A 20,696-nucleotide genomic window follows, 5' to 3' on the forward strand; every position below is an offset into this window, starting at 1 on the left:
CTCAGGACGTCCTGGAGGTCAGCCAGATGGTAAAGGCGATGATGACGCCAAGACCGGCAATCCAAACGAACAGACCTTCAGCGACGGGGCCAAGCGATCCCAGGTCGGCGCCGCCCGGCGAACCGGTGGTCTCGATCTGCTTCAGGAAGGTGATGACGTCCTTCTTGCCTTCGGGAGTGATGTTGGCGTCATTGAATACCGGCATGTTCTGCGGGCCCGTGGCCATGGCTTCGTAGATGTGCTTGCCGGATACGTCGGCCAGGGCGGGTGCGAACTTGCCCCGGGTCAGTGCACCACCGGCAGCGGCAGCGTTGTGGCACATCGCGCAGTTGGTGCGGAAGAGCTCGCCGCCGGCTGCGGCGTCGCCGCCACCGTTTGTCAGGTCTTCTGCAGGAATTGCCGGGCCGGCTCCCAGGGAAGCCACATAGGCTGCAAGCTGGTGGGTCTGTTCGTCATTAAACTGGACGGGCTTTTTGAGGGCCTGGGGGCCGTTCATCTGCATCGGCATGCGCCCGGTGCCCACCTGGAAGTCAACAGCCGCGGCACCGACACCCACCAGCGAGGGGCCGTCCTTGGAACCACTGGCACCCATACCGTGGCAGGTGGCGCAGTTGGCGGCGAAGAGCTTTCCGCCCTCTTCCGCGTCATTCGCACTGAAGGTGGTGGTGGAAGCTTTGGCCTCGTTGACGGTGGTTGCCACGGCGTACAACCCACCCGTGATGAGGAGCCCCATCAGAAGCAGCGCTATTGCTGCGAGTGGGTGACGCCGCTTTTGTGAGAGTGCCTTCACGTGGTGGTTCCTTTATTCGATCCTGCGCCGGCTCCGGGAGCCGCTACCTGAAATTCTGCCTCTTGTAGAAAAAGAATCAAAGCTGGCTACTTGAGTACGTAGATGACCAGGAAGAGGCCGATCCACACAACATCAACGAAGTGCCAGTAGTAAGAGGTGACGATCGCCGACGTTGCTTCAAAGTGTCCGAACTTCTTCGCGGCGAAGGACCGGCCCATGATGAGCAGGAAGGCAATCAGGCCGCCGATGACGTGGAGGCCGTGGAAGCCCGTGGTCATGTAGAAGGCAGAGCCGTAGGCGTTGGAGGAGAGCGAGACATGCTCGGAAACCAGCATCGCGTATTCGGTGGTCTGGCCGGCAACGAAGAACGCACCCATGATGAACGTCAGGGTGAACCATTCGTTCATTCCCCAGCGGGCGAACTGAAGGGCACCGCCGGCTCGCCGGGGCTGCAGCCGCTCTGCAGCGAAGACGCCCATCTGGCAAGTGAAGGAACTGGCCACGAGGACGATCGTGTTGACGAGCGCAAAGGGGAAGTTGAGCTTCGCTGTCTCTTCCGCCCACATCTGGCCACTCGTGGAGCGCAGCGTGAAGTACATGGCAAAGAGACCGGCGAAGAACATCAACTCGCTGGACAGCCACACAACGGTTCCGACAGAAACCATGTTGGGGCGGTTCAGCGTGGGGTGCGCCGGGGTACTGGGGGCATGGGTCGCAGATGTCACATAGACATTATGTCTGTAAAAGTCCGTGCTGCCCAACGCAAACCGCCTTTTCGGAGGACTTTTTCTACAAAGACGCGAAATCGCCCGGAAAAGTTTCCACCACCGTTCACATTGGTCAGTGCCCGCCATCGCTCGATAGCATCAGCAGGTGACTTCACAGGCATCTGCAGCGTCCGGCAACACCTGGCCCCGGCTGATCTCGGCCCTGATCAAGGGCAACGACCTTACGGCGGAGAACACGTCCTGGGCCATGGACGCCATCATGTCCGGCGAAGCCACGCCGGCCCAGATCGCCGGTTTCCTGGTGGCCCTCAGCGCCAAGGGCGAAACCGTGGACGAGCTGTCCGGCCTGGTCGAGGCGATGCTTGCCCACGCCAACCCGGTGTCGATTTCCGGGGAAAAACTCGACATTGTCGGCACCGGTGGTGACCAACTCAACACCGTCAACATCTCCACAATGGCCGCGCTTGTCGCTGCCGGCGCCGGAGCGAAGGTGGTCAAGCACGGCAACCGGGCTGCGTCGTCGTCGTCCGGGTCCGCTGACGTGCTCGAAGCGCTTGGTGTCCGCCTCGACCTGTCCATCGGGCAGGTGGCCCGGAACGCCGAAGAGGCGGGTATCACGTTCTGTTTTGCGCAGGTCTTCCACCCGTCATTCCGACATACGGCCGTGCCCCGCCGCGAACTGGCGATACCCACGGCATTCAACTTCCTGGGACCGCTCACCAACCCGGCCAATGTGCAGGCTTCGGCCGTAGGTGTCGCAAACGCGCGGATGGCGCCGCTCGTTGCGGGCGTCCTGGCCCGGCGGGGGAGCAGGGGGCTGGTGTTCCGGGGCAATGACGGCCTGGACGAGCTCACCACCACCGGCCCTTCCACCGTGTGGGAGATCCGCGACGGCGCCGTCAATGAACTGCTTTTCTCCCCGCAGGACCTGGGCATCAGCCTGGCCACAGTGGAACAGCTTCGCGGCGGCGATGCAGCGGCGAACGCAGGAGTGGTCCGTGACGTGCTTGCCGGCAAGGCGGGCCCTGCCCGGGACGCGGTCCTGGTGAATGCCGCGGCCGGGCTGGTGGCCTTCGACCGTGAAGCAGAGGGCCCGTTCCTGGCCAGGATGCAGCGGGCTTTCGCGCGTGCGGCGCAATCGATCGACTCCGGCGCCGCCGCCGCCGTCCTGGACCGTTGGGTGTCCCTGTCCCGCGCCTAAAAGCCGGCTGGGGCGTTACTGTTCGAAACCCAGGGAAAAGGCAGCGTCCAGATCGTGCTGCGAGTAGGCCCGGAATGCGATGTGGGTGGTCGTATGGACCACCGCGGGAACCTTGGAGAGCCGGTCGGCGATGACGTCCGCCAGGTCCTCGTGCCGGCGCACCCTCGCTACCGCAATCAGATCCCATTCCCCTGTGACGGAGTAGACCTCACTGATGCCTTCGATGGCGGAGATTTCCTCCGCCGTCTCGGGAATGCGCGCGGCGTCAGTCTTGATCAGAACAAATGCGGTGACCACGTTTGTACCCCTTCAATCAGTTCCGCCGCAGCACGGCACGGCAGGTTTTTCTGTCCTGCCAGCCTATTACACGGGGTTCCTTTTCCCGGCCGCCACCCCCACGGCCAGTTCGCTTGTCCCTACCGGCGTCGAAGTCGCACCGCCCCGGCGAGCATCAGCCGGTAGCCCACCAAAAAGAGGGCCAGCGCAAGGGTGGCCACGATGACAAAAGGCAGGACAACCGTCTGCCCGGTCAGCGTCCGCAGGAGCATTCCTCCGACCAGGCTGCCGAGCCAGACCGGGATGCCCGCCCGGCGCACGGACAAGGGGCCGCGCCACACACGGGCGAGGATCCAGCCTGCAGCTGCGCCGGCGAGGAAGGGCCAGGCGGTCAGCAGCACGCCCAGAATGGGCTCCTCGCGGTGGTGCGCATCGCGGCCTATCGCGGCGAACGCGAGAATCAGGACGACGTCGGCCGCTGCGGCCGCCAGGACCGTCCTTCCAGAAGCTGTTGTTGCCACCTTCGGTTTCAAGGAACTCATGGTTTCGAGCTTAGCCGCCGCTACCGTACCCGGTGTCTTTGGGCCGCGCGAGGGGGGCGTCGGCTTGTTACCTAAGGCAATGTCCGTCCGGCCCCGAGGGTGAATGCCTCGATAGGTACCCCGCCTGCCTGACCCACTTTCGGACGCTTGGGGGATAGGGGTGCGGTAATGTCTCAGCAGGAATCGAGGTCAGCCTCTTGCAGTGGAGACGTAGTGAATAAAGCGCTGTGGATATGCAGTCTTGTTGGTGCCGGGCTGGGGATCAGCCTGGGCCTGGCCTTTTTCCAGACGCCGTTTTGGGGTTGTGCATTGGGACTCGGACTCGGCGCCTTGGTCGGTGCATCGATACAACGGCGTCACTAGCTGCCAGCTGCCCAGGAGACGTCCTGATTCTGCATGCACTTTGAGGCATTGCGTGTGGCCTGCAGGAGCACCGGGTGCAGTCAAGTTTCAGCCGGCGGCGGAGGAGGGCCCGGTTTGCATCAAAGGCAGCGAGTTCTCCGTTACTTGACATAATGTAGATTATCGGCGCTTTTGGAGGGTCCTGGATCGGGGTTTCCCCAGGCATGATCCTGGCCCTACGCCATCGCGCAAAAGCGCTGGTCAACGCGGCGCAGCCATTGTCTTTATTCTGGCGCCCGTCAAGAATGAACCAATGACGGTCTACGTGCGCTCACTTGAAACTGCAGTTCCGAAGACAAAGCTGATCCAGTCCGAAGCCCGTGATGTTTTTGCGGCCCAGCCGGGTTTGTCCCGTTTGGGTTCGCGGCTGGTCAACACCTGTTTTGATGGCGCAGCCATCGAGACGCGCTTTACCGCCGTCCAGGAACTCACCAACGCGTCCCGCTCAGAAAACCCGCAGTTCTACGACCAGCAAACCGGACTGTTGCTCAACCCCAGCACCAAGGTCCGCAACGACATCTTCGCCCGCGAGGCCACCAAGTTGTTCGTGGAGGCTTCCCGCGCTGCCCTGCAGGCCGCCCCGGAACTCGACTTACTTGACATAACTCATCTGGTGACAGTGTCCTGCACGGGCTTCTTCAATCCCGGCCCTGACTACAAGGTGGTCCGCGAACTTGGCCTCAACCCAGCGGTCCAGCGCTACCACCTGGGCTTTATGGGCTGCTACGCGGCCTTTCCCGCGCTCCGCGCCGCGAAGCTGTTCTGCGAGGCAGACCCGAACGCCGTCGTCCTGGTTGTCTGTGCCGAACTGTGCTCCCTCCATGTGCGCACGTCCAACGACCCGGACACCATCATGGGGTCGGCGCTGTTCGCCGATGGTGCCGCCGCCGCCGTCGTGACGGCCCGTCCAGGCGCGGAGGAAACCGCTCTGCTGAGGCTGGACCACTTTGAGACGGTCCTGACGCCGGTCGGTGAGGATTCGATGGCATGGAACATCGGCGATCACGGCTTCGAAATGGTTCTGGGCAACTACGTGCCCCATATCATCAATGACCACATCGTCGGGGCCCTGCAGCCCCTTCTCGCCAGGGAACCGGAACTGTCGGCACTCCCCTACACGGCAATCCCCCACTGGGCCATCCATCCTGGCGGCCGCAGCATCCTGGACAAGGTCCAGTCCCGGCTGGGCCTCAGCGACCGGCAACTGGTCCCTGCACGGGACATCCTGCGAAATTACGGCAACATGAGCAGCGCTACCGTGCTCTTTGTCCTCAAGCACATTCTTGAACAACCCCTCGAGGACGGGCACGCCGGGGACGAGCGCATCTGTTCCATGGCGTTTGGCCCCGGCCTGACCGTGGAAACCGGCCTGTTCACCAAGCTGCGGCAGGCCGCGGCAGGCACCCAACGCCGCCAAGGGGACAGCGCGGCGGAGGATGACGTTATGGTGCACCAAATCCAGGCAGCGGCTGAAGCGCCAGTGGCCTGACAGGAGTCACGGGAATGGGGATCCTGCTGCGCCGGCGCGCCACCGCCGAAATCGAACAGATGGACCGGCCGGACTGCGACGCACGGCTTCTGGACAACACCTACCGGCAGTTTGGCGTTATCAACCGGGTCCTGTCCGGCTGGCGCAGGTTGTATGCCAGGGAGCTGCGGACCATTGACCCTCCGGAGGCACGCCCGGTAACCGTGCTGGACATCGGATCCGGCGGCGGTGACCTCGCCGTCATGCTGGCCGGCTGGGCCGCGGGGGACGGCAAAGCCATGCACATCACGGGCATCGATCCTGACCCCCGCGCTGCACGGTTCGCCCAGCAACGCCCGTCCACGCCCGGCGTCGAATTCCGCGAGGCGCACAGTGGCGACCTTGTCCGGGAAGGTGCACGGTTCGACGTCGTCATCTCCAACCACGTGCTGCACCACCTTGCACCGGAGGAGTTCCGGCAACTGCTGGCGGACTCGGAAAACCTGGCAACCGGAAAGGCACTGCACAATGACCTCATCCGCAGCCCCGCCGCCTTTGCCCTCTTCAGCGTCGCCGCCCTGCCGTTCCGGGAGTCCTTCATCCGCGCGGACGGCCTCACCTCCATCCGGCGGAGCTACCGCCCGGCCGAGTTGGCGGCCGCCGCTCCCCCGGGCTGGTCCGTGGAGCGTTCGCCGGTCTTCCATCAGGTCCTCACCTACCGCCGGGGCTGACATGGATGCCGACGTCTTGATCGCCGGCGGCGGTCCCGTGGGCCTGTACCTGGCTGCCGCGCTCCTGCAGGAAGGCGTCACGGTAAAGGTTCTTGAGCAACGCCAGGCACGGAACCTGCATACCCGGGCCATCGGCATCCACCCTCCGGCCGTGGAGGCACTCGCCGGGATCCAGGTTGCTTCCGCCATGGTGCAGGAGGGCATCCGCATCAGGGCCGGCATGGCGGTCAGCGGCGGGAAAACAGTGGCAACCATGGCGTTCAATGCCGTATCGGCGGACTATCCGTTCGTGCTGGCGCTCCCACAGTTCAGGACAGAGGAAATCCTGGAAGACCGGGTCCGCACCCTGGATCCCGGGGCGCTGGTCAGGGGTGCGAAGGTCACCGGGGTAACCGACGACGGCGGCAGGGTCACCGTGGCGTTCCAGTCCGGCCCAGGTGCCTGGATCCACAGCGGCAGCGCCACCGCCTCCCTGCTTGTTGCGGCAGACGGCGCCCGGTCGCAGCTTCGTGACGTGCTGGGGGTGCCGGTGGTCCGGAAGTCATATCCGGACCACTACCTCATGGGCGATTTCGACGACGACAGCGGCTACGGGGACAAAGCGGTCCTGTTCCTCGAACCGGAAGGAATCGTGGAGTCTTTTCCACTGCCGGGCCGGGTGCGCCGCTGGGTGGTGCGGCTGGAACGGCCGGCTGGACCGGAAGCAGGGCCCCACGAACTGGCGGAACTGGTGCGCCGGCGGACCGGGTTGATCCCTGATGCAGCCACGAACTCCATGCTGAGCGCGTTCAGCGTGCGGTCCACGATCGCCCGGCGTGTTGTGACCGGACGGTCCGTACTGCTGGGAGACGCGGCCCACGAGATCAGTCCGATCGGCGGACAGGGCATGAACCTCGGTTGGCTGGATGCCAGGGCCTTGGTTCCCGTGATCTGTGCCGCACTGGCGGGTACCCCTACGGGCAGGCAGCTCAGGGAGTTCGAGAAAAGCCGGCGCCGGGCTGCAGCACTGTCCCGCCGGCAGGCTGAAATCAACATGATGCTGGGCAGGCCCCTGCCCCGGCCGCTCCTTCGCGTCCGCACTGCCGCTATTGGCGCGGCCGCCGCGGTTCCCGCTGTGAACCAGTGGGCTGCCAGGCGCTTCACCATGCACTGGGAGCCGGACCAGCGGTTGCAGGGCTACCGGAAATAGCAGTCGTAGCTGTCCTGGCTCACGATGACACCGTTGCTCACCTCGAATACCGACGACGTCCTGGCGCGGATCGTTTCGCCCCGGTCCCAGTAGCGCAGATCCATCAGCACCGTGGCCGACCAGTCTGCCTCAACCACCACCCGGCCGCCCTCACAGGTGGTCCTCCGGACAATAAACTGCTGGTCCTTCACCACCTCGCGGCTTTGATCCGCGCCGGCAAGTACCCCCGCCAGCGTCCGGGTGGAACCTTCCGGAGCCAAAAGGTGCGGAGCCTCCGTCAACACGAAGGACTCCGAAAGGAACGGCCGGATCTCCCCGGCGCCACCGCCCGCCTCAAGGACCCGGATAAATTCAAGGACGTGCTCCACCGGGGATGTCGGCGGGAAGGATTCATCAGCCATGCAGTAGACCATAGCTGACGGCTCCTGCGCATCATCCGCCAGTAGGCTGTCCCCATGACCCAGAGTGTTCCCCCGACAACCGCCGGCGCCGACGAAATCCGTCAAACTGTCGAGCGCGTCCTGTCCGCCGGGTCCCTCCCGCCCATCGTCCAGGCCGGCCACCCCGCGCTGCGCCAGCGTGCCGCCGTATTCGACGGCCAGCTCTCCGCGGACCAGCTGGCCAGCCTGATCGGGGTCATGCGCCAAGTCATGCATGAGGCTCCGGGGGTGGGCCTTGCCGCCCCGCAGCTGGGCATCCCCCTGCAGCTCGCCGTCCTGGAGGACCAGTTCGACGTCGACCCCGACGCCGCGGCCCTGCGGAACCGGAGCCCGCTGGAGTTCCTGGCCATCCTCAACCCCCGATACACGCCGGTGGGCTCCGGAGTTGCGTCGTTTTATGAGGGGTGCCTTTCTCTCAACGGGCTGCAGGCGGTGGTGGCGCGTCCGGACGCCGTGCTGCTGGAGTATCTGACGCCTGACGGCGCGGCGGCGCGGCGGAAGTTTTCCGGTTGGCAGGCCCGCATCGTCCAGCACGAGACGGACCACCTCAACGGCATCCTTTACATTGACCGCGCCCAGCTTCGGTCCCTGAGCACCAATGCGGAATATGCGGCGCACTGGGCTGAACCCGGCATCAACAAGGCCCGGGAAGGATTGGGTTTCGACGACGGGCCCGCCGGGATATCCCTCGGCTGACCTTGGCCCTCCCCCGATGGCCGGAGGACGGACAGGGATGGGGACAGGAGCCGCCCTAAAATGGTGCCCATGCCTTCCGCGGATCTTCCCCTCCTGTGCCCTGTCTGCTCACATCCGCTGGAACACCTGGAGGCGGAGGGCACGCGCCAACCCCGCCTGGTTTGCCCGAACGGACACAGCTTCGACGCCGCCCGGCAGGGCTACTTCAACCTGCTGGTGGGCAAGGGCACGCCCTTCGAACCGGACAGTGCGGCGATGGTGGCGGCACGCTTTAGTTTCCTGGGGAACGGCCATTACCGGCCGCTGGCCCAGGCTGTGGCCTCCGCCGTCGTGCCCAACCTGCCGGCCGACGGGGGGATGGTTCTGGACTCGGGAACGGGGACCGGGCATTACCTTCGGGAGATCCTCGACGTTGCGGCTGCCAGTGGACGGGAAGCGTCCGCCATTGGCCTGGACATCTCCAAATTCGCCCTTCGGCGTGCTGCCCGGCTCAATCCCGAGGCCGTGAACCTGGTCTGGGACATCTGGCAGCCGCTGCCGGTGGCACCGAACTCGGTGGACGCGGTCACGGTGGTCTTTGCTCCGCGGAACCCGGATGAATTTGCCCGGGTCCTTCGCCCTGCGGGTGTGCTTGTTGTGGTGACACCGCGAAGCGGACACCTTGGGGATATCGCCGCCGTTACCGGGATGCTCGGTATCGAAGAGGGCAAGGACGAGCGCCTGGCTGAGGCGATGGCCCGGCATTTCGAGCCGGACACTTCCCTCGACGTCGACATACCACTGGAGCTGACCCGCGACGCCGCCGCGGACCTGGCGTTCATGGGCCCGGCAGGCCACCACATGGACCGGGGCCAGATCGCCGCGCGGCTCGCGGACTCCCGGGAACCAATGACAGCCGAGGCAAGATTCAGGCTCTTCGTGTTCAGGCCCAGGATCCGCAGGACCCCGTAACGACTTGGCCACTATCCCCCTGCAGCCGGTATGAACCAGCCCACACGGCAAGTCCGCAGACTACGATGAAAAGACAGTTACTGGCGGGCCCGCAGATGCGGCTCCCCCGTGGCGAAGGGGGAACAGGGATGTTCGAGTGGCTTGGGGAAAACTGGTGGGCGTTGTGGCTCACGGCTTTCCTGGCGTTTGCAGTGGTCGAGATGATCACCCTTGACCTGTTTTTCATCATGCTGGGCGGCGGATCACTCGCCGCACTGGTGGCCGACTTCGCCGGCGCGGAACCCTGGCTCCAGGTGGTGATCTTCTGCGTGGTGTCCCTGCTCATGGTTGCTTTTGTCCGGCCCGTGGCCCTTTCGCACCTGAAGAAGGGCCCGGCCGAACAACGGACCAATGTGGACCGGCTGATTGGTGAACCGGCCGTGGTGATGGAGGCCGTGACCTCCGACGGCGGCCTGGTGAAAATCGGCGGCGATATTTGGAGCGCACGCTCCGCGGCGGGAGTCCTTCCCGCAGGCCAGAAGGTGGTCGTGGCGGCCATCGATGGCGCAACAGCAGTGGTATCGGTACCGCCGACGGCGGCCGCCGGTCCAGATACAGCCTGACATTTGGGGAACAAGGAGTTGTATGGAAAACGCAGGCGGAACCGCACTGGCCATTGTGCTGGTGGTTCTGATCGTCTTTGTCATCATAGTTTTGGTCCGGTCCGTCCGGATCATTCCGCAGGCCCGTGCCGGCGTCGTTGAACGGCTCGGCAAGTACCAGCGGACGCTCAACCCCGGGCTGACGATCCTGATCCCGTTCGTTGACCGGCTGCTGCCGCTCCTGGACCTGCGTGAACAGGTGGTGTCCTTTCCGCCGCAGCCAGTCATCACCGAAGACAACCTGGTGGTCTCCATCGACACGGTGGTCTACTTCCAGGTGACGGACCCGCGGGCAGCCACCTATGAGATCGCCAACTACATCCAGGCCGTGGAGCAACTCACCACCACCACCCTGCGCAACGTGGTGGGCGGACTGAACCTTGAGGAAGCCCTCACATCCCGCGACCAGATCAACGGACAGCTTCGCGGTGTCCTCGATGAAGCCACGGGCCGGTGGGGCATCCGCGTCTCGCGGGTGGAACTGAAGGCCATCGATCCGCCCCACTCCATCCAGGATTCCATGGAGAAGCAGATGCGTGCCGAACGAGACCGGCGCGCGGCCATCCTCACGGCTGAGGGAACCAAGCAATCAGCCATCCTCACCGCTGAGGGCCAGCGGCAGGCGTCCATCCTCGCTGCGGAAGGCGAGGCCAAGGCTGCCATCCTCCGTGCGGACGGCGAGTCGCAAGCCATCCAGAAGGTCTTCGACGCCATCCACAAGGGCAACCCGGACCAGAAACTGCTGGCGTACCAGTACCTCCAGACCCTGCCCAAGCTGGCCGAGGGCTCGGCCAACAAGCTCTGGATCATCCCGAGTGAAGTCGGGGAAGCCTTAAAGGGAATCGGCAACGCCCTCGGCGGCACCAGCCAGGAGCCCGCCGCGGGCGGCTTTTTCGAAGATGTGCCCACCGAGCGTACCCAGCCCTGAGCAACCGGAGGACGCAGGAGGGTTCCGCGGGTTGCCGCGGAACCCTCCATTTTTTGGTGGAGACGGGATAACGCGCGTATAATTGGGTATTTGTCCGGCAGGAGAATACCAGCTGGAACAACCAAGCTTCGCAATGCGTTGAATCCTATGATGCAGCACAGTGCACACAGTAGTCCGGCGGTGCCACGTTGCCGCCGGCCAACGCGGAGATTTCATCCGCGTACCGACCAGAGGGAGAAATCATGAGCGATCGCAGCCTGCGGGGCATGCGCCTTGGTGCGCAGAGCATGGAGACCGAGTCCGGAGTTGAGCCGGCTCCCCGCCAGCGGGTCGAATACCGTTGCGCGGATGGCGAGCAGGTCTTCGTCACGTTCTCCTCCGAGGCGGAAATTCCTCCGGTGTGGGTCTCCAAGACCGGCAAGGAAGCGCTCCTCGTTGACGGCGAGAAGCCGGACACCAGCAATGACAAGGCAGTCCGCACCCACTGGGACATGCTGCTGGAACGCCGGTCCCTGCCTGAACTGGAACAGATCCTTGAGGACCGCCTGACCATCCTGCGCGAACGCCGCGGAGAGCGCCGCTCGGCATAGGCCCAGCTGCAAAGGGGGCGGCCCCGCACTTCTGGTGCGGGGCCGCCCCCTTTTCCTATGTCCCCTGGAGGCCGCGGGTGACGGCCAAAGGACGGACTACGCCTGCTTGTTCTTCAGCTTGCCGGTCAACGTGTTCCAGCGGGCCGCCAGTCCCCATCTGGTGACGTTGACCATGGCCTCGATCACGATGTTGCCACTCATTTTTGAGGCACCCAGTTCGCGTTCAACGAACGTGATGGGGCGTTCCTCGATGCGGAGCCCCAGTTTGGCCACCCGCCATGCCAGGTCCACCTGGAAGCCGTAACCCACCGAATCGACCTGGTCCAGGTTGAGCTTCTCAAGGGTGGTCCTGCGGAACGCGCGGTAGCCACCGGTGACGTCCCTGATCTTCAGGCCCAGCATCAGCCGGGCATACGTGCTGCCCACCCGCGAAATTGCCTGGCGGTAGAGCGGCCAGTTGACTACGCTGCCGCCCGGAACCCAGCGCGAGCCCATGGCCAGGTCTGCGCCCTGTTCCAGGGCTTCAAGCAGTTGGGGAAGCTGTTCGGGCTGGTGGGAACCGTCGGCATCCATTTCCACAAGGACGTCGTACCCGGCCTCCAGGCCCCACTTGAAACCGGCAATGTAGGCGGCGCCCAGGCCTTCCTTGCCCTTGCGGTGCAGGACATGGACCTGGGAATCCTCGGCTGCGAAGCCGTCGGCAAGTTGGCCGGTACCGTCCGGACTGTTGTCATCGACCACCAGCACATCCGACGCCGGAACGGCCTTCCGAAGGCGCTGGAGCGTCCTGGGCAGCGATTCCAGTTCGTTGTAGGTGGGAATGATCGTAAGGACGCGCACAAAGGGCCTTTCCTGGTGAAAGTGGTCGGAGCACCTGATGCCGGGCTTGCCGGCGGCGGGCGCAACTCCCCATTATAGGGCGGAGAGTTGCCGGGTCAGGAACGCAGGGCCGGGCTGGCAAACAGTTCGGCACCGTCTTTCACGGTTTGCAGGCATGCCGGGTCGGAGCCCGTGTCCAATGCCGGCAGCAGCGGGGTCCTGGCCCGCGGATCGGTGCTCCACGACTGCACCCTGCCGTCAGCCACCTGGACCATCAGTTCCTCCACCTCCCACACAGCGAAACTGGCCGGCGCCCCGGGCACCAGCTGCCCGGCCATGGGGTTTGCATGCCGGGCGGCCCGCCAGCCGGCGCGCGTGTGGCCCAGGAATGCCGCCCGTGCGGAAATGCGCTGCTCCGGGTTGTGGTGCTCGACGCATGCGCGCACGCTGGACCACGGCTGCAGGGGTGTGACCGGGCTGTCGCTGCCGAAGCAGACGGGAACTCCGGCAGAGTAGAAAGCGGCGAACGGATTCATGGACCGGCTCCGCTCCCCCAGCCTCTGCTCGTAAAGGCCCCCCGGTCCTCCCCAGGTTGCGTCGAAGGACGGTTGGGCGCTGACGGTCACGGAGTAGTGCGCCAGCTTGGCCACAGCCGCGGCGTCAGCCATCTCCACGTGCTCGAAGCGGTGGCCTGCGGCCCGCACCCGCTGCTCCCCCACTTCCTTGGCAGCCAGGTCGAGCGCTTCCAGCGCACTGTCCAGCCCGGCGTCGCCAATCACGTGGAACCCGCCTTGGATCCCGGCGAGGGAACAGGCGGCAAGGTGGGCTGCTGCCTGTTCCACGCTGAGGTAAAGGCTGCCGCGTTCCTGGCCGGCATCGCTGTAACCGGCGCGCAGGGCGGCAGTCCTGGAACCCAGCGATCCGTCGATGTTCAGGTCCCCTGCCAGCCCGCGGAGGCCGGCACCGAACTGCCCAACGAGGGCACGGCCTTGCTCCTCGGACGATACCAGCTCGCCCCAGTACGGGAGGACCTCAGGGAAGCGCTGCGAATCCGGCCCGGAGGCGTTCCAGCCGGCGGCCAGCCTCAAATCGTCGGCGCCCCCAATGTGGGGCGCTCCCATCTCGGCAACGGCGACGTAACCGTTGGCCGCGGCCTTTGCCAGGGCCCGGGCCTGGTGCCGCTGCAGCGAATCCTGCGGCATCTGCCGCGTCGCCAGCCGGGCTGCTTCATGGGCCGCATGCGTGACCCCGGCGCCGCCGTCGTACCCGTCCTTGCCTTGAAGATCGGCGGACTGTGCCAGCGACGTCGAAACCAGCGCCGAGTGCACGTCCACCCGCGAGAGGTAGACCGGCCGGCCCCCGGACGCGCGGTCCAGTTCTTCGGCACTGGGCAGGGCGGAATCCGTCCATCCGGTTTCATCCCAGCCGTGCCCGAGGACGGGTCCTTCCCCACCTGCCCCGGCGACGGCGTCCAGCAGCGCGCGCGCTGACGTGGCCGTCCCCAGCTGCAGCGATTCCAGGGCAATTCCGGTTTCGGTCAGGTGCATGTGCGAGTCGACGAATCCCGGCGCAACCAGGGCGCCGCGGAGATCGATGATTTCCATCGAACTGTCTGCAATGGATGATGCCGCCTGCTCCGATCCAACCCATGCAACGGTGTCACCGTCCACCAGCATGGCCGTTGCGAATGGGTCCGCAGCGGTGTAAACGGATCCGTTGCGGTACAGCACCGGGGAAGGACGGGGTGTTGCAGCGGGGCGGGACGCAGCATCAGGGCGGGGCATGGCGGGCAGGACTCCTGGGGTGTGGGCACGCCGGCGGGGGCCGGCGGTTTCGGTGGAACTAGAGAACGGACGAATAGGCCACGACGCCGCGGCGGATGAGGTTGATCGCTTCGGCACACAGCCGTGCCAGCCGTGGGTCGAGGCCGGGGATCTTGGCAAGCTGATCCAGGAGGTCCACCACCTGCTTGACCCAGCGGACAAAATCGCCGGCGGCAAGATCGGTGCCGCTGAGAACGTCCTGCAAATGGCGCCCGCGGGCCCATTTGTACAGCGGCCAGACAAGTCCCAGCTCCGGCTCGCCCGTCAGGGGAAGCTTGTTTTCCTCTTCCACGTCCTCAAGGGCGGACCACTCCCTGACCACGATGTCCACGGAGGTCTCCAGGGAGACGCTGGGCATGCGCGGGCGCAGGCCCCGGTCTTCGCGTTTGGCCTGGTAGACCAGCACGCTCGCCAGTGCGGCCACTTCGGCGGCGTCGAGGTCATCGAATGCGCCCAGCCGCAGGGACTGGGAGATCAACAGGTCCTTCTCGCCGTAAATCCTGCGGAGCCGCTGGCCATCCGCGCTGATGTTCAGCCGGCCGTCTCCCGCGACTTCAAGGTAGCCGTAGGTAGACAGGACGTCGCAGACCCGGTCGAAGGTCTTGGCGATGGTGTTGGTGCGGCCCTGGATCTGGCGGACCAGGCCGTCCGTTTCACGGCGCAGTTTCCACCAGCGCTCAGACCACCGTGCGTGGTCCTCGCGTTCGCTGCACCCGTGGCAGGGGTGGGCCTTCAGAGCCCGGCGCAGTTCGGCGATCCGCTTTTCCTGGTTGGGCAGTGCCGCGGCGCGGCCGAAATCGTGGTTACGGTTCTGGCCCGGGGCGGGCGGGCGGTTCTCACGGAGCGCGTTCCGCACCGACGATGCAAGGTCCCTGCGCGATTTGGGTACCTTGGCGTTGAAGGACTTGGGGATGCGGATCCTGGTAACGGGCGCGATGGGACCTTCAAGGTCGTCGGTGCCGATCCTTCGCAGCTGGTTGTCCAGCGTCAGCACGGCCGGCCGTGGTTCCCGGCTGGTGTGGTCCGAGCTGAGGACGACGGCGGGCCCCGGGGCGCGCCCGCCGGGCACGTTGACCACATCGCCGGGCAGGAGCCGCGCCAGGGAGTCATCGTTCAGGGATTTCCGGACGCGGGACTTGGTGCGGGAAGTGGCGTTCTCTGCGTCGGACAGCTCCCGGCGCAGCCGGGCGTACTCCGTGAAGTCACCCAGATGGCAGGTCATGGACTTTGCATACCCGGCAAGGGATTCCTCGCGGCTCCGCACCTGCCTGGCCAGGCCCACCACGGAACGGTCCGCCTGGAACTGGGCAAAGGAGGACTCGAGGATCTCGCGCGCCCTGACCCGGCCAAACTGCGCCAGCAGGTTGATGCTCATGTTGTAGGTGGGCCGGAAACTGGAGTTCAGCGGGTAGGTGCGCCGCGATGCCAGCCCGGCCACCGCCGTCGGGTCCGTACCCGGCTGCCAAAGCACGACGGCGTGGCCTTCAACGTCGATCCCGCGCCGCCCTGCGCGGCCGGTCAGCTGGGTGTACTCGCCCGCAGTGATGTCCACATGGGCTTCGCCGTTGAACTTGTCCAGCTTTTCCAGCACTACCGAACGGGCAGGCATGTTCACGCCCAGGGCGAGGGTCTCCGTGGCGAAGACCGCCTTGACCAGGCCATCGGCGAACAGTTTCTCGACGACTTCCTTGAATGTCGGCAGCATGCCGGCGTGGTGGGCGGCAAAGCCTCGAAGCAGTCCGTCACGCCAGGTCCAAAAACCCAGGACATCCAGATCGTCCGGCGGGATGTCGTGCCCCGCCTCGTCAACGCGCTGGGCAATGATCCGCTGCTCTTTCTCGGTGGTGAGCCAGAGGCCGGATGCAACGCACTGGGCGACGGCTGCCTCACAGCCGGCGCGGGAGAAAATGAACGTGATGGCAGGCAGCAGGTCCATCCGGTCGAGGCTGGCGATTACCTGGGGACGGCTGGCGCGCCGCACCCCGGTCGGCTCCACGCCACGGGCGGGGCGGTCGTTTCCGCGGCGGCCACGCTGGCCCCGGCCCCCGGGTCCGGGCCTGCTTCGGAAGCTTTGCCGGATTTCGCTCTGGGCCACTGCCAGCAGGTCCGGGTTGACGTCGAAGCCGCGCCCCTTGGCGCTGTCGCGGGACTTGCCGGACGGGGACGGTTGCTGGCTGTCTTCCTCAACGGGCGGGGCGATTTCATCGAAGGTGGTTTCCCCGGCGAACAGGTCCATGATTTGGCGGCCCACCATGACGTGCTGCCACAGTGGCACCGGCCTGTGCTCGGAAACGATGATGTCGGTGTCGCCGCGGACGGTGTCCAGCCAGGCCCCGAATTCCTCGGCGTTGGAAACGGTTGCACTCAGGGAAGCAACCTGGACCTCGCTGGGGAGGTGGATAATGACTTCTTCCCAGACTGCACCACGGAACCGGTCCGCGAGGTAATGGACCTCGTCCATCACCACGTAGCCGAGGTCGCCCAGCGTGGCCGAATCCGCGTACAGCATGTTCCGCAGGACTTCGGTGGTCATAACCACCACCTGAGCGTCACCGTTGATGCTGGTGTCCCCGGTCAGGAGCCCCACGCTGTCCGCGCCGTACTTTTCGGTGAGTTCGCTGAACTTCTGGTTGCTGAGCGCCTTGATGGGCGTGGTGTAGAAGGCTTTCAAGCCCCGCTGCAGCGCGAGGTAGATAGCGAACTCCCCCACAATGGTCTTGCCGGCACCGGTGGGGGCAGCGACCAGGACTCCCCTGCCTTCCTGCAGGGAACGGCATGCCTGCCGTTGAAAATCATCGAGCTCGAATTCCAGGGTCCGGGTAAACGCCCCGAGATACGTGGCGGCCTCGGCCCGGCGCTCGGCGCTGGCACGGTATCTCTCGGCCGGCGACATTTCTTCAGGATCGATGGGGCCGGCGGAGAAGGGTCCGGTGGTGGAGGACATACCCCAAGCCTAATGGCAGGCTAGAGCTTCTTGAGTTCACTGTTCGGGGTTGCGACGTCCGCGGTGGCCTCGGTTTCCGCGACCTGCCGGGCCTGGCGGCGGTCGCGGCGCTTGTCGTTCATGAGGCAGATGCCGATCGCCGCGAAGAAAAGCACCAGCAGTGGCCCGGCCAGCATGAACATCGAAATCGCGTCCGCACCCGGCGCGGCAATGGCAGCCAGGACGAAGACCAGGAAGACTGTGATGCGCCAGGCCTTGAGGATTGTGCGGCCGGAGATGATCCCGGCCATATTGATGCCTACCAGCACCACGGGGACCAGGAAGGCCAGACCCAGCATGAGCACCATGCGTGTGACGAACTCGATGTACGTCCGGGCGTCGATGACGCTGGAGGAGCCGGCCGGGGTGAACTGGGTCAGCGCGTGGACCACCTGCGGCACCACAAGCCAGCCCACCCAGATTCCTGCGAGGAACAGCGGGACGGCAGCCGCCATGTAGCCCAGCGTGTAGCGCCGTTCCTTGGACGTCAGCCCCGGGGTGATGAAGGCCCAGAGCTGGTAAATCCAGATGGGGCTGGAAATGACCGCCCCGATGAGGAGCGACATCTGGAGCTTGAAGTCGAAGGGTGAGGCGATGGTCCCGAAGTTGATGGCCGCAAGGCCGCCGGTCTCATTGGAAATACGGTTGACCGGTTCGGCCAGGGCCTTCAGCAGCGGATCGTAAAGTATCCAGCCCCCAATGCCGCCAATGACGACGCCGATCGCCGACTTGATCAGCCGGTTCTTCAGCTCCTTGAGGTGCTCCCAAAGCGACATCCGCCCCTCGGGATTGGCTTTACGGGCCCGCGACAGTGCCACGGGAGGTCAGGCGCGCGTCGACGGCGGAACGTCAGTGCCGTCTGTCGGCTCACCGGGCTTCGCCTTGGGGTGGTTCACGATGGTGCCTTCCACCGGACCGGTTGCGTCGGTGGAGTCAGCCTTGCCGTCGTTCTTCATTTCCTTGACCTCGGACTTGATGATCCGCATGGACTGGCCCAGGCTGCGGGCCATGGCCGGAAGCTTGGGGGCGGCGAAGAGAAGCAAAGCAACAACGATGATGATTACGATCGGCCAGGGGCCATCAAAGAGTCTTCCCACGGGAATTCCTTTCCTCTAAGTACATCCTACTTCTATGTGAAGTCGAGATCTCCGAGCGCCTGCGGCTGGTCCCGGTCCTTTTTGCGCTGCACTCGCCGGCGGCGGCGTTCTTCGCGCCGGGCCGATTTGGATGCCTCGTAATCATGTCGCATGACGGCGGGTGAGGCAAAAACGGCTGCGCCTGGCAGGGCCCGTGAAGGATCCGCGGTTTCCTCCGGCATTTCGACGGGGTTCAAGTGCCCCAGCTTCGCCCCGGCGGCGCTGAGGTCCTTCACCGTTGCCATGAACTGGCGGAAGAGACGGATGCCCAGCAGGACATAGAACAGCAGGGCCACTGCGACAAGCGCCACCCATATGAGAATCCAGGACCACCAAGGCATGTTGAGAAGTCTATCGGTCGTAATTGTCCAGCGAGGCCGCAAGCCAGTCCCGCGCGGCGTCAGCCAGCTCCACGGGGACGAGGATCCTGGCTGAACCGCCGTGCTGGGCCACGAACATCGGCAGCCACGCCGTGTTGCCGAACCGGATCTCGGCCACCAGGCCGCCGTCGGGCAACTCCGCGGTGCGCTCCGCGTAATAGTCCTCCGCCAGTCCCCTCCCCTGCCGGGTGAGCTGGACCGTGACGGTCGTGTCGTCGTCGTTCGCGGTGAAAAGCTTGGCCGGGACCCCGCCCTCCGGTGCCACGTGGGGGCCGGCGGGAGCGCCGTTCGGGTGCACGTCCTGTATCCGGTCCAGGCGGAAGTTCCGCAGCCCGTCCACCAGGTGGCACCAGGCTTCGAAGTACCAGGTGTTGTCCAGGGAATACAGCCGCAGCGGGTCCACGTCGCGTTCGGTGACGGCGTCGCGCTGGGGCGACAGGTAGGTCAGGTGGAGCTGCGAGCGGGACTCGATGGCCTGGCGCACCGTGGCATGGGTTGCGGCATCGGCAGGGGCGACCTGCGGCCCGGCGATGGAGGCAGCACGGAGTCCTTCCTCGCCGGCGGCCGCCAGGAGCTTCAAGGTCACCGATTCCAGCGCACCGCCGCCCGGGAGGTCCGGCAGGCCGTTGAGCGTTTCAAGACCGGTCAGAAGTGCACATGCCTCCGCCACGGTAAAGCGGACCGGCTTCTTCAGGTCAAGGTCCTGGGTTATGAAGACGTGGTCGTCCTCCCACTGGATGTCGAGCAGGTCGTCCGGATAACCCTCGGGCAGGCCGGAGCAAATGAGGATCCGCAGGTCGGCCTCAAGCTCTTCCCGGGTGACGCCGAAGTGGTGCGCCACGTCCCGGATGTGCAGGCCCTGGTTGTGGACCAGGAAGGGAACCAGCTGCAGCATGCGTTTGAGCTGGTCCTCGGAGGTCCCCTTCCGGGCCGACCGGGGACGGGCAGCCACGGCGAAAGTGTAGGCGGGGACAGGAGCGTCGCTGAACCCGGCTGCGGCCTGCAGGCGGCGGCGCACGGCCACGGCGAGTTCGGCTGGTTCCACTGCCAGGGCATTGGGCCCATAGGACGCAAGCTCTTCGGCGAGCACCTCCGGGTCCCGGTACTCCAGGATGAGCCGGTCCCAGCCCTCGCCTGGCGCGCCCCGGGCCTGCTCCCCGGTGTCTTGGACGGCACGACGGCGCAGGTCCAGCAGGTGCCCCTTCCTTACGTCCACGACGGCGGTGCGCAGCGGCAGTTCCGGCAGCCTGTCGAGTTCAGCGCGGATGCTGAAGTCCGTGGGCGGCGTGTACTGCTCCCTCGCCAGGGTGGTCACGGCACTGGTGATGCGGGACAGCCGGAAATGCCGGGCTGCCTTCCGCGCCCGGTCGTAGCCCATGAGGTACCACTGGCCGAACCGGCTGCCCAGGCCCCAGGGCTCTACAGTACGTTCTTCCTCTTTGCCGGTACTGCCGGCGAGATACGTGAAGGTGACCGGATGCCGGGCGTGCATGGCGGCCACGATGTCGTCGAAGGCCTGTCCCGCAGGTTTGATCCGTGGCTGGACCCCGGCCGGCAGCTGCACCTCCGTCATCCTTCCGGACGCCTGGAGCTTGCGGAGTGCGCTTTGGGCGGCGGTCCCCAGTGCCGCGCGCTCCCAGAGCTGGGAGGCCAGCAGGAGGACAGTCCATTCCTCGGGTCCCAGCTGGACGTCCGGGAGCCTGTTGGACTCCTTGCCGATGCGGTATCTGGTAGTGGCCGGGTCGTCCTCGCTCCAGCCCATATCCGTCAGCGTCTCAACGTCGAAGCCCATTTCCCGCAGGTCATTCTTGTCCCGCTCGAACATCCGTCCGAAAGCGACGTCGTTGCCGGAGGTGTCGTGGTAGACCTTGTCGCGCAGCTCGCTGCGGTGCAGCCCGTAGCGGGTGTTGAGAAGCGCAATCAGCAGGTTGAGGAGGCGTTCAGTGCGGGATGCGGACACCATGGTTACGTTACTAAACTCC

21 protein-coding genes are annotated in these 20,696 nt (G+C 65.4%); 9 read left to right on the plus strand and 12 right to left on the minus strand.

Features of this window, described 5'->3' with window-relative positions; all coding sequences use genetic code 11:
- Position 1: 1 nt before the first annotated feature.
- Positions 2 to 790: a cytochrome bc1 complex diheme cytochrome c subunit gene (gene qcrC, locus QFZ57_RS14690; RefSeq protein ID WP_306631093.1), complete on the minus strand. Its 789-nt coding sequence runs from the start codon at positions 788 to 790 to the stop codon at positions 2 to 4.
- Between the two features lie 86 nt (positions 791 to 876).
- Positions 877 to 1,515: an aa3-type cytochrome oxidase subunit III gene (gene ctaE, locus QFZ57_RS14695; protein WP_441296743.1), complete on the minus strand. Its 639-nt coding sequence runs from the start codon at positions 1,513 to 1,515 to the stop codon at positions 877 to 879.
- Positions 1,516 to 1,663: 148 nt separating this feature from the next.
- On the opposite strand from ctaE, the gene trpD reads away from it, so the two are divergent.
- Positions 1,664 to 2,719: an anthranilate phosphoribosyltransferase gene (trpD, locus tag QFZ57_RS14700; RefSeq protein ID WP_306900731.1), complete on the plus strand. Its 1,056-nt coding sequence runs from the start codon at positions 1,664 to 1,666 to the stop codon at positions 2,717 to 2,719.
- A gap of 15 nt (positions 2,720 to 2,734) precedes the next feature.
- Here trpD and QFZ57_RS14705 read toward each other — a convergent pair whose 3' ends face one another.
- Positions 2,735 to 3,016 carry an Lrp/AsnC family transcriptional regulator gene (locus tag QFZ57_RS14705; RefSeq protein ID WP_141160402.1) on the minus strand — a complete coding sequence of 94 codons (282 nt, stop codon included), beginning with the start codon at positions 3,014 to 3,016 and terminating at the stop codon, positions 2,735 to 2,737.
- Positions 3,017 to 3,135: 119 nt separating this feature from the next.
- Positions 3,136 to 3,537: a DUF3054 domain-containing protein gene (locus QFZ57_RS14710; protein ID WP_306900733.1), complete on the minus strand. Its 402-nt coding sequence runs from the start codon at positions 3,535 to 3,537 to the stop codon at positions 3,136 to 3,138.
- A 655-nt stretch (positions 3,538 to 4,192) separates the two neighbouring features.
- Here QFZ57_RS14710 and QFZ57_RS14715 point away from each other — a divergent pair.
- Genes QFZ57_RS14715 through QFZ57_RS14725 form a run of 3 tightly spaced genes read left to right on the plus strand, consistent with a single transcriptional unit; the run spans position 4,193 to position 7,327 of the window.
- Positions 4,193 to 5,428, plus strand: coding sequence for a type III polyketide synthase (locus QFZ57_RS14715; RefSeq protein WP_306900734.1), 1,236 nt, complete (start codon positions 4,193 to 4,195; stop codon positions 5,426 to 5,428).
- Positions 5,429 to 5,442: 14 nt separating this feature from the next.
- Entirely contained in the window at positions 5,443 to 6,138 is a 696-nt protein-coding gene (locus QFZ57_RS14720; RefSeq protein WP_306900735.1) for a class I SAM-dependent methyltransferase, read from the plus strand.
- Position 6,139: 1 nt separating this feature from the next.
- Positions 6,140 to 7,327, plus strand: coding sequence for an FAD-dependent oxidoreductase (locus QFZ57_RS14725; protein WP_306900736.1), 1,188 nt, complete (start codon positions 6,140 to 6,142; stop codon positions 7,325 to 7,327).
- Here QFZ57_RS14725 and QFZ57_RS14730 read toward each other — a convergent pair.
- On the minus strand, positions 7,315 to 7,728 hold the full coding sequence (locus QFZ57_RS14730) for a nuclear transport factor 2 family protein (RefSeq protein WP_306900737.1): 414 nt from the start codon (positions 7,726 to 7,728) through the stop codon (positions 7,315 to 7,317). The two genes, QFZ57_RS14725 and QFZ57_RS14730, sit on opposite strands and share 13 nt — an antisense overlap.
- Positions 7,729 to 7,782: 54 nt before the next feature.
- Between QFZ57_RS14730 and QFZ57_RS14735 the strand changes: the two genes are divergently transcribed.
- The 5 genes from QFZ57_RS14735 to QFZ57_RS14755 all read left to right on the plus strand — a co-directional run bounded on the left by QFZ57_RS14735 (position 7,783) and on the right by QFZ57_RS14755 (position 11,573).
- On the plus strand, positions 7,783 to 8,463 hold the full coding sequence (locus QFZ57_RS14735) for a peptide deformylase (RefSeq protein ID WP_306631101.1): 681 nt from the start codon (positions 7,783 to 7,785) through the stop codon (positions 8,461 to 8,463).
- Positions 8,464 to 8,532: 69 nt separating this feature from the next.
- On the plus strand, positions 8,533 to 9,414 hold the full coding sequence (locus tag QFZ57_RS14740; protein WP_306900738.1) for a putative RNA methyltransferase: 882 nt from the start codon (positions 8,533 to 8,535) through the stop codon (positions 9,412 to 9,414).
- A 128-nt stretch (positions 9,415 to 9,542) separates the two neighbouring features.
- The gene (locus QFZ57_RS14745; RefSeq protein WP_306631103.1) at positions 9,543 to 10,016 is read left to right on the plus strand and encodes an NfeD family protein; all 474 of its coding nucleotides are present in this window, start codon (positions 9,543 to 9,545) and stop codon (positions 10,014 to 10,016) included.
- A 22-nt stretch (positions 10,017 to 10,038) separates the two neighbouring features.
- On the plus strand, positions 10,039 to 10,983 hold the full coding sequence (locus QFZ57_RS14750) for an SPFH domain-containing protein (RefSeq protein ID WP_306900739.1): 945 nt from the start codon (positions 10,039 to 10,041) through the stop codon (positions 10,981 to 10,983).
- Between the two features lie 242 nt (positions 10,984 to 11,225).
- On the plus strand, positions 11,226 to 11,573 hold the full coding sequence (locus QFZ57_RS14755; RefSeq protein ID WP_026266052.1) for an RNA polymerase-binding protein RbpA: 348 nt from the start codon (positions 11,226 to 11,228) through the stop codon (positions 11,571 to 11,573).
- A 96-nt stretch (positions 11,574 to 11,669) separates the two neighbouring features.
- On the opposite strand, the gene QFZ57_RS14760 is transcribed toward QFZ57_RS14755, so the two are convergent.
- From QFZ57_RS14760 to QFZ57_RS14790, 7 genes are all read right to left on the minus strand, one after another.
- Positions 11,670 to 12,413 (minus strand): polyprenol monophosphomannose synthase, encoded by a 744-nt coding sequence (locus tag QFZ57_RS14760; RefSeq protein WP_306631105.1) that lies wholly within the window; start codon positions 12,411 to 12,413, stop codon positions 11,670 to 11,672.
- A 95-nt stretch (positions 12,414 to 12,508) separates the two neighbouring features.
- Positions 12,509 to 14,176: an amidohydrolase gene (locus tag QFZ57_RS14765; protein ID WP_306900744.1), complete on the minus strand. Its 1,668-nt coding sequence runs from the start codon at positions 14,174 to 14,176 to the stop codon at positions 12,509 to 12,511.
- 58 nt (positions 14,177 to 14,234) lie between these two features.
- On the minus strand, positions 14,235 to 17,159 hold the full coding sequence (locus QFZ57_RS14770; protein ID WP_306900745.1) for a DEAD/DEAH box helicase: 2,925 nt from the start codon (positions 17,157 to 17,159) through the stop codon (positions 14,235 to 14,237).
- Between the two features lie 20 nt (positions 17,160 to 17,179).
- Positions 17,180 to 17,974, minus strand: a complete 795-nt coding sequence (tatC, locus tag QFZ57_RS14775) for a twin-arginine translocase subunit TatC (protein ID WP_306632527.1) — start codon at positions 17,972 to 17,974, stop codon at positions 17,180 to 17,182.
- 48 nt (positions 17,975 to 18,022) lie between these two features.
- Positions 18,023 to 18,295 carry a Sec-independent protein translocase subunit TatA gene (gene tatA / locus QFZ57_RS14780; RefSeq protein ID WP_306631108.1) on the minus strand — a complete coding sequence of 91 codons (273 nt, stop codon included), beginning with the start codon at positions 18,293 to 18,295 and terminating at the stop codon, positions 18,023 to 18,025.
- 32 nt (positions 18,296 to 18,327) lie between these two features.
- Positions 18,328 to 18,675 (minus strand): hypothetical protein, encoded by a 348-nt coding sequence (locus QFZ57_RS14785; protein ID WP_306900746.1) that lies wholly within the window; start codon positions 18,673 to 18,675, stop codon positions 18,328 to 18,330.
- Between the two features lie 10 nt (positions 18,676 to 18,685).
- Entirely contained in the window at positions 18,686 to 20,674 is a 1,989-nt protein-coding gene (locus QFZ57_RS14790; protein ID WP_306901590.1) for a helix-turn-helix transcriptional regulator, read from the minus strand.
- Positions 20,675 to 20,696 lie beyond the last annotated feature (22 nt).

Source organism: Arthrobacter sp. B1I2 (genome assembly GCF_030816485.1).
GTDB lineage: Bacteria > Actinomycetota > Actinomycetes > Actinomycetales > Micrococcaceae > Arthrobacter.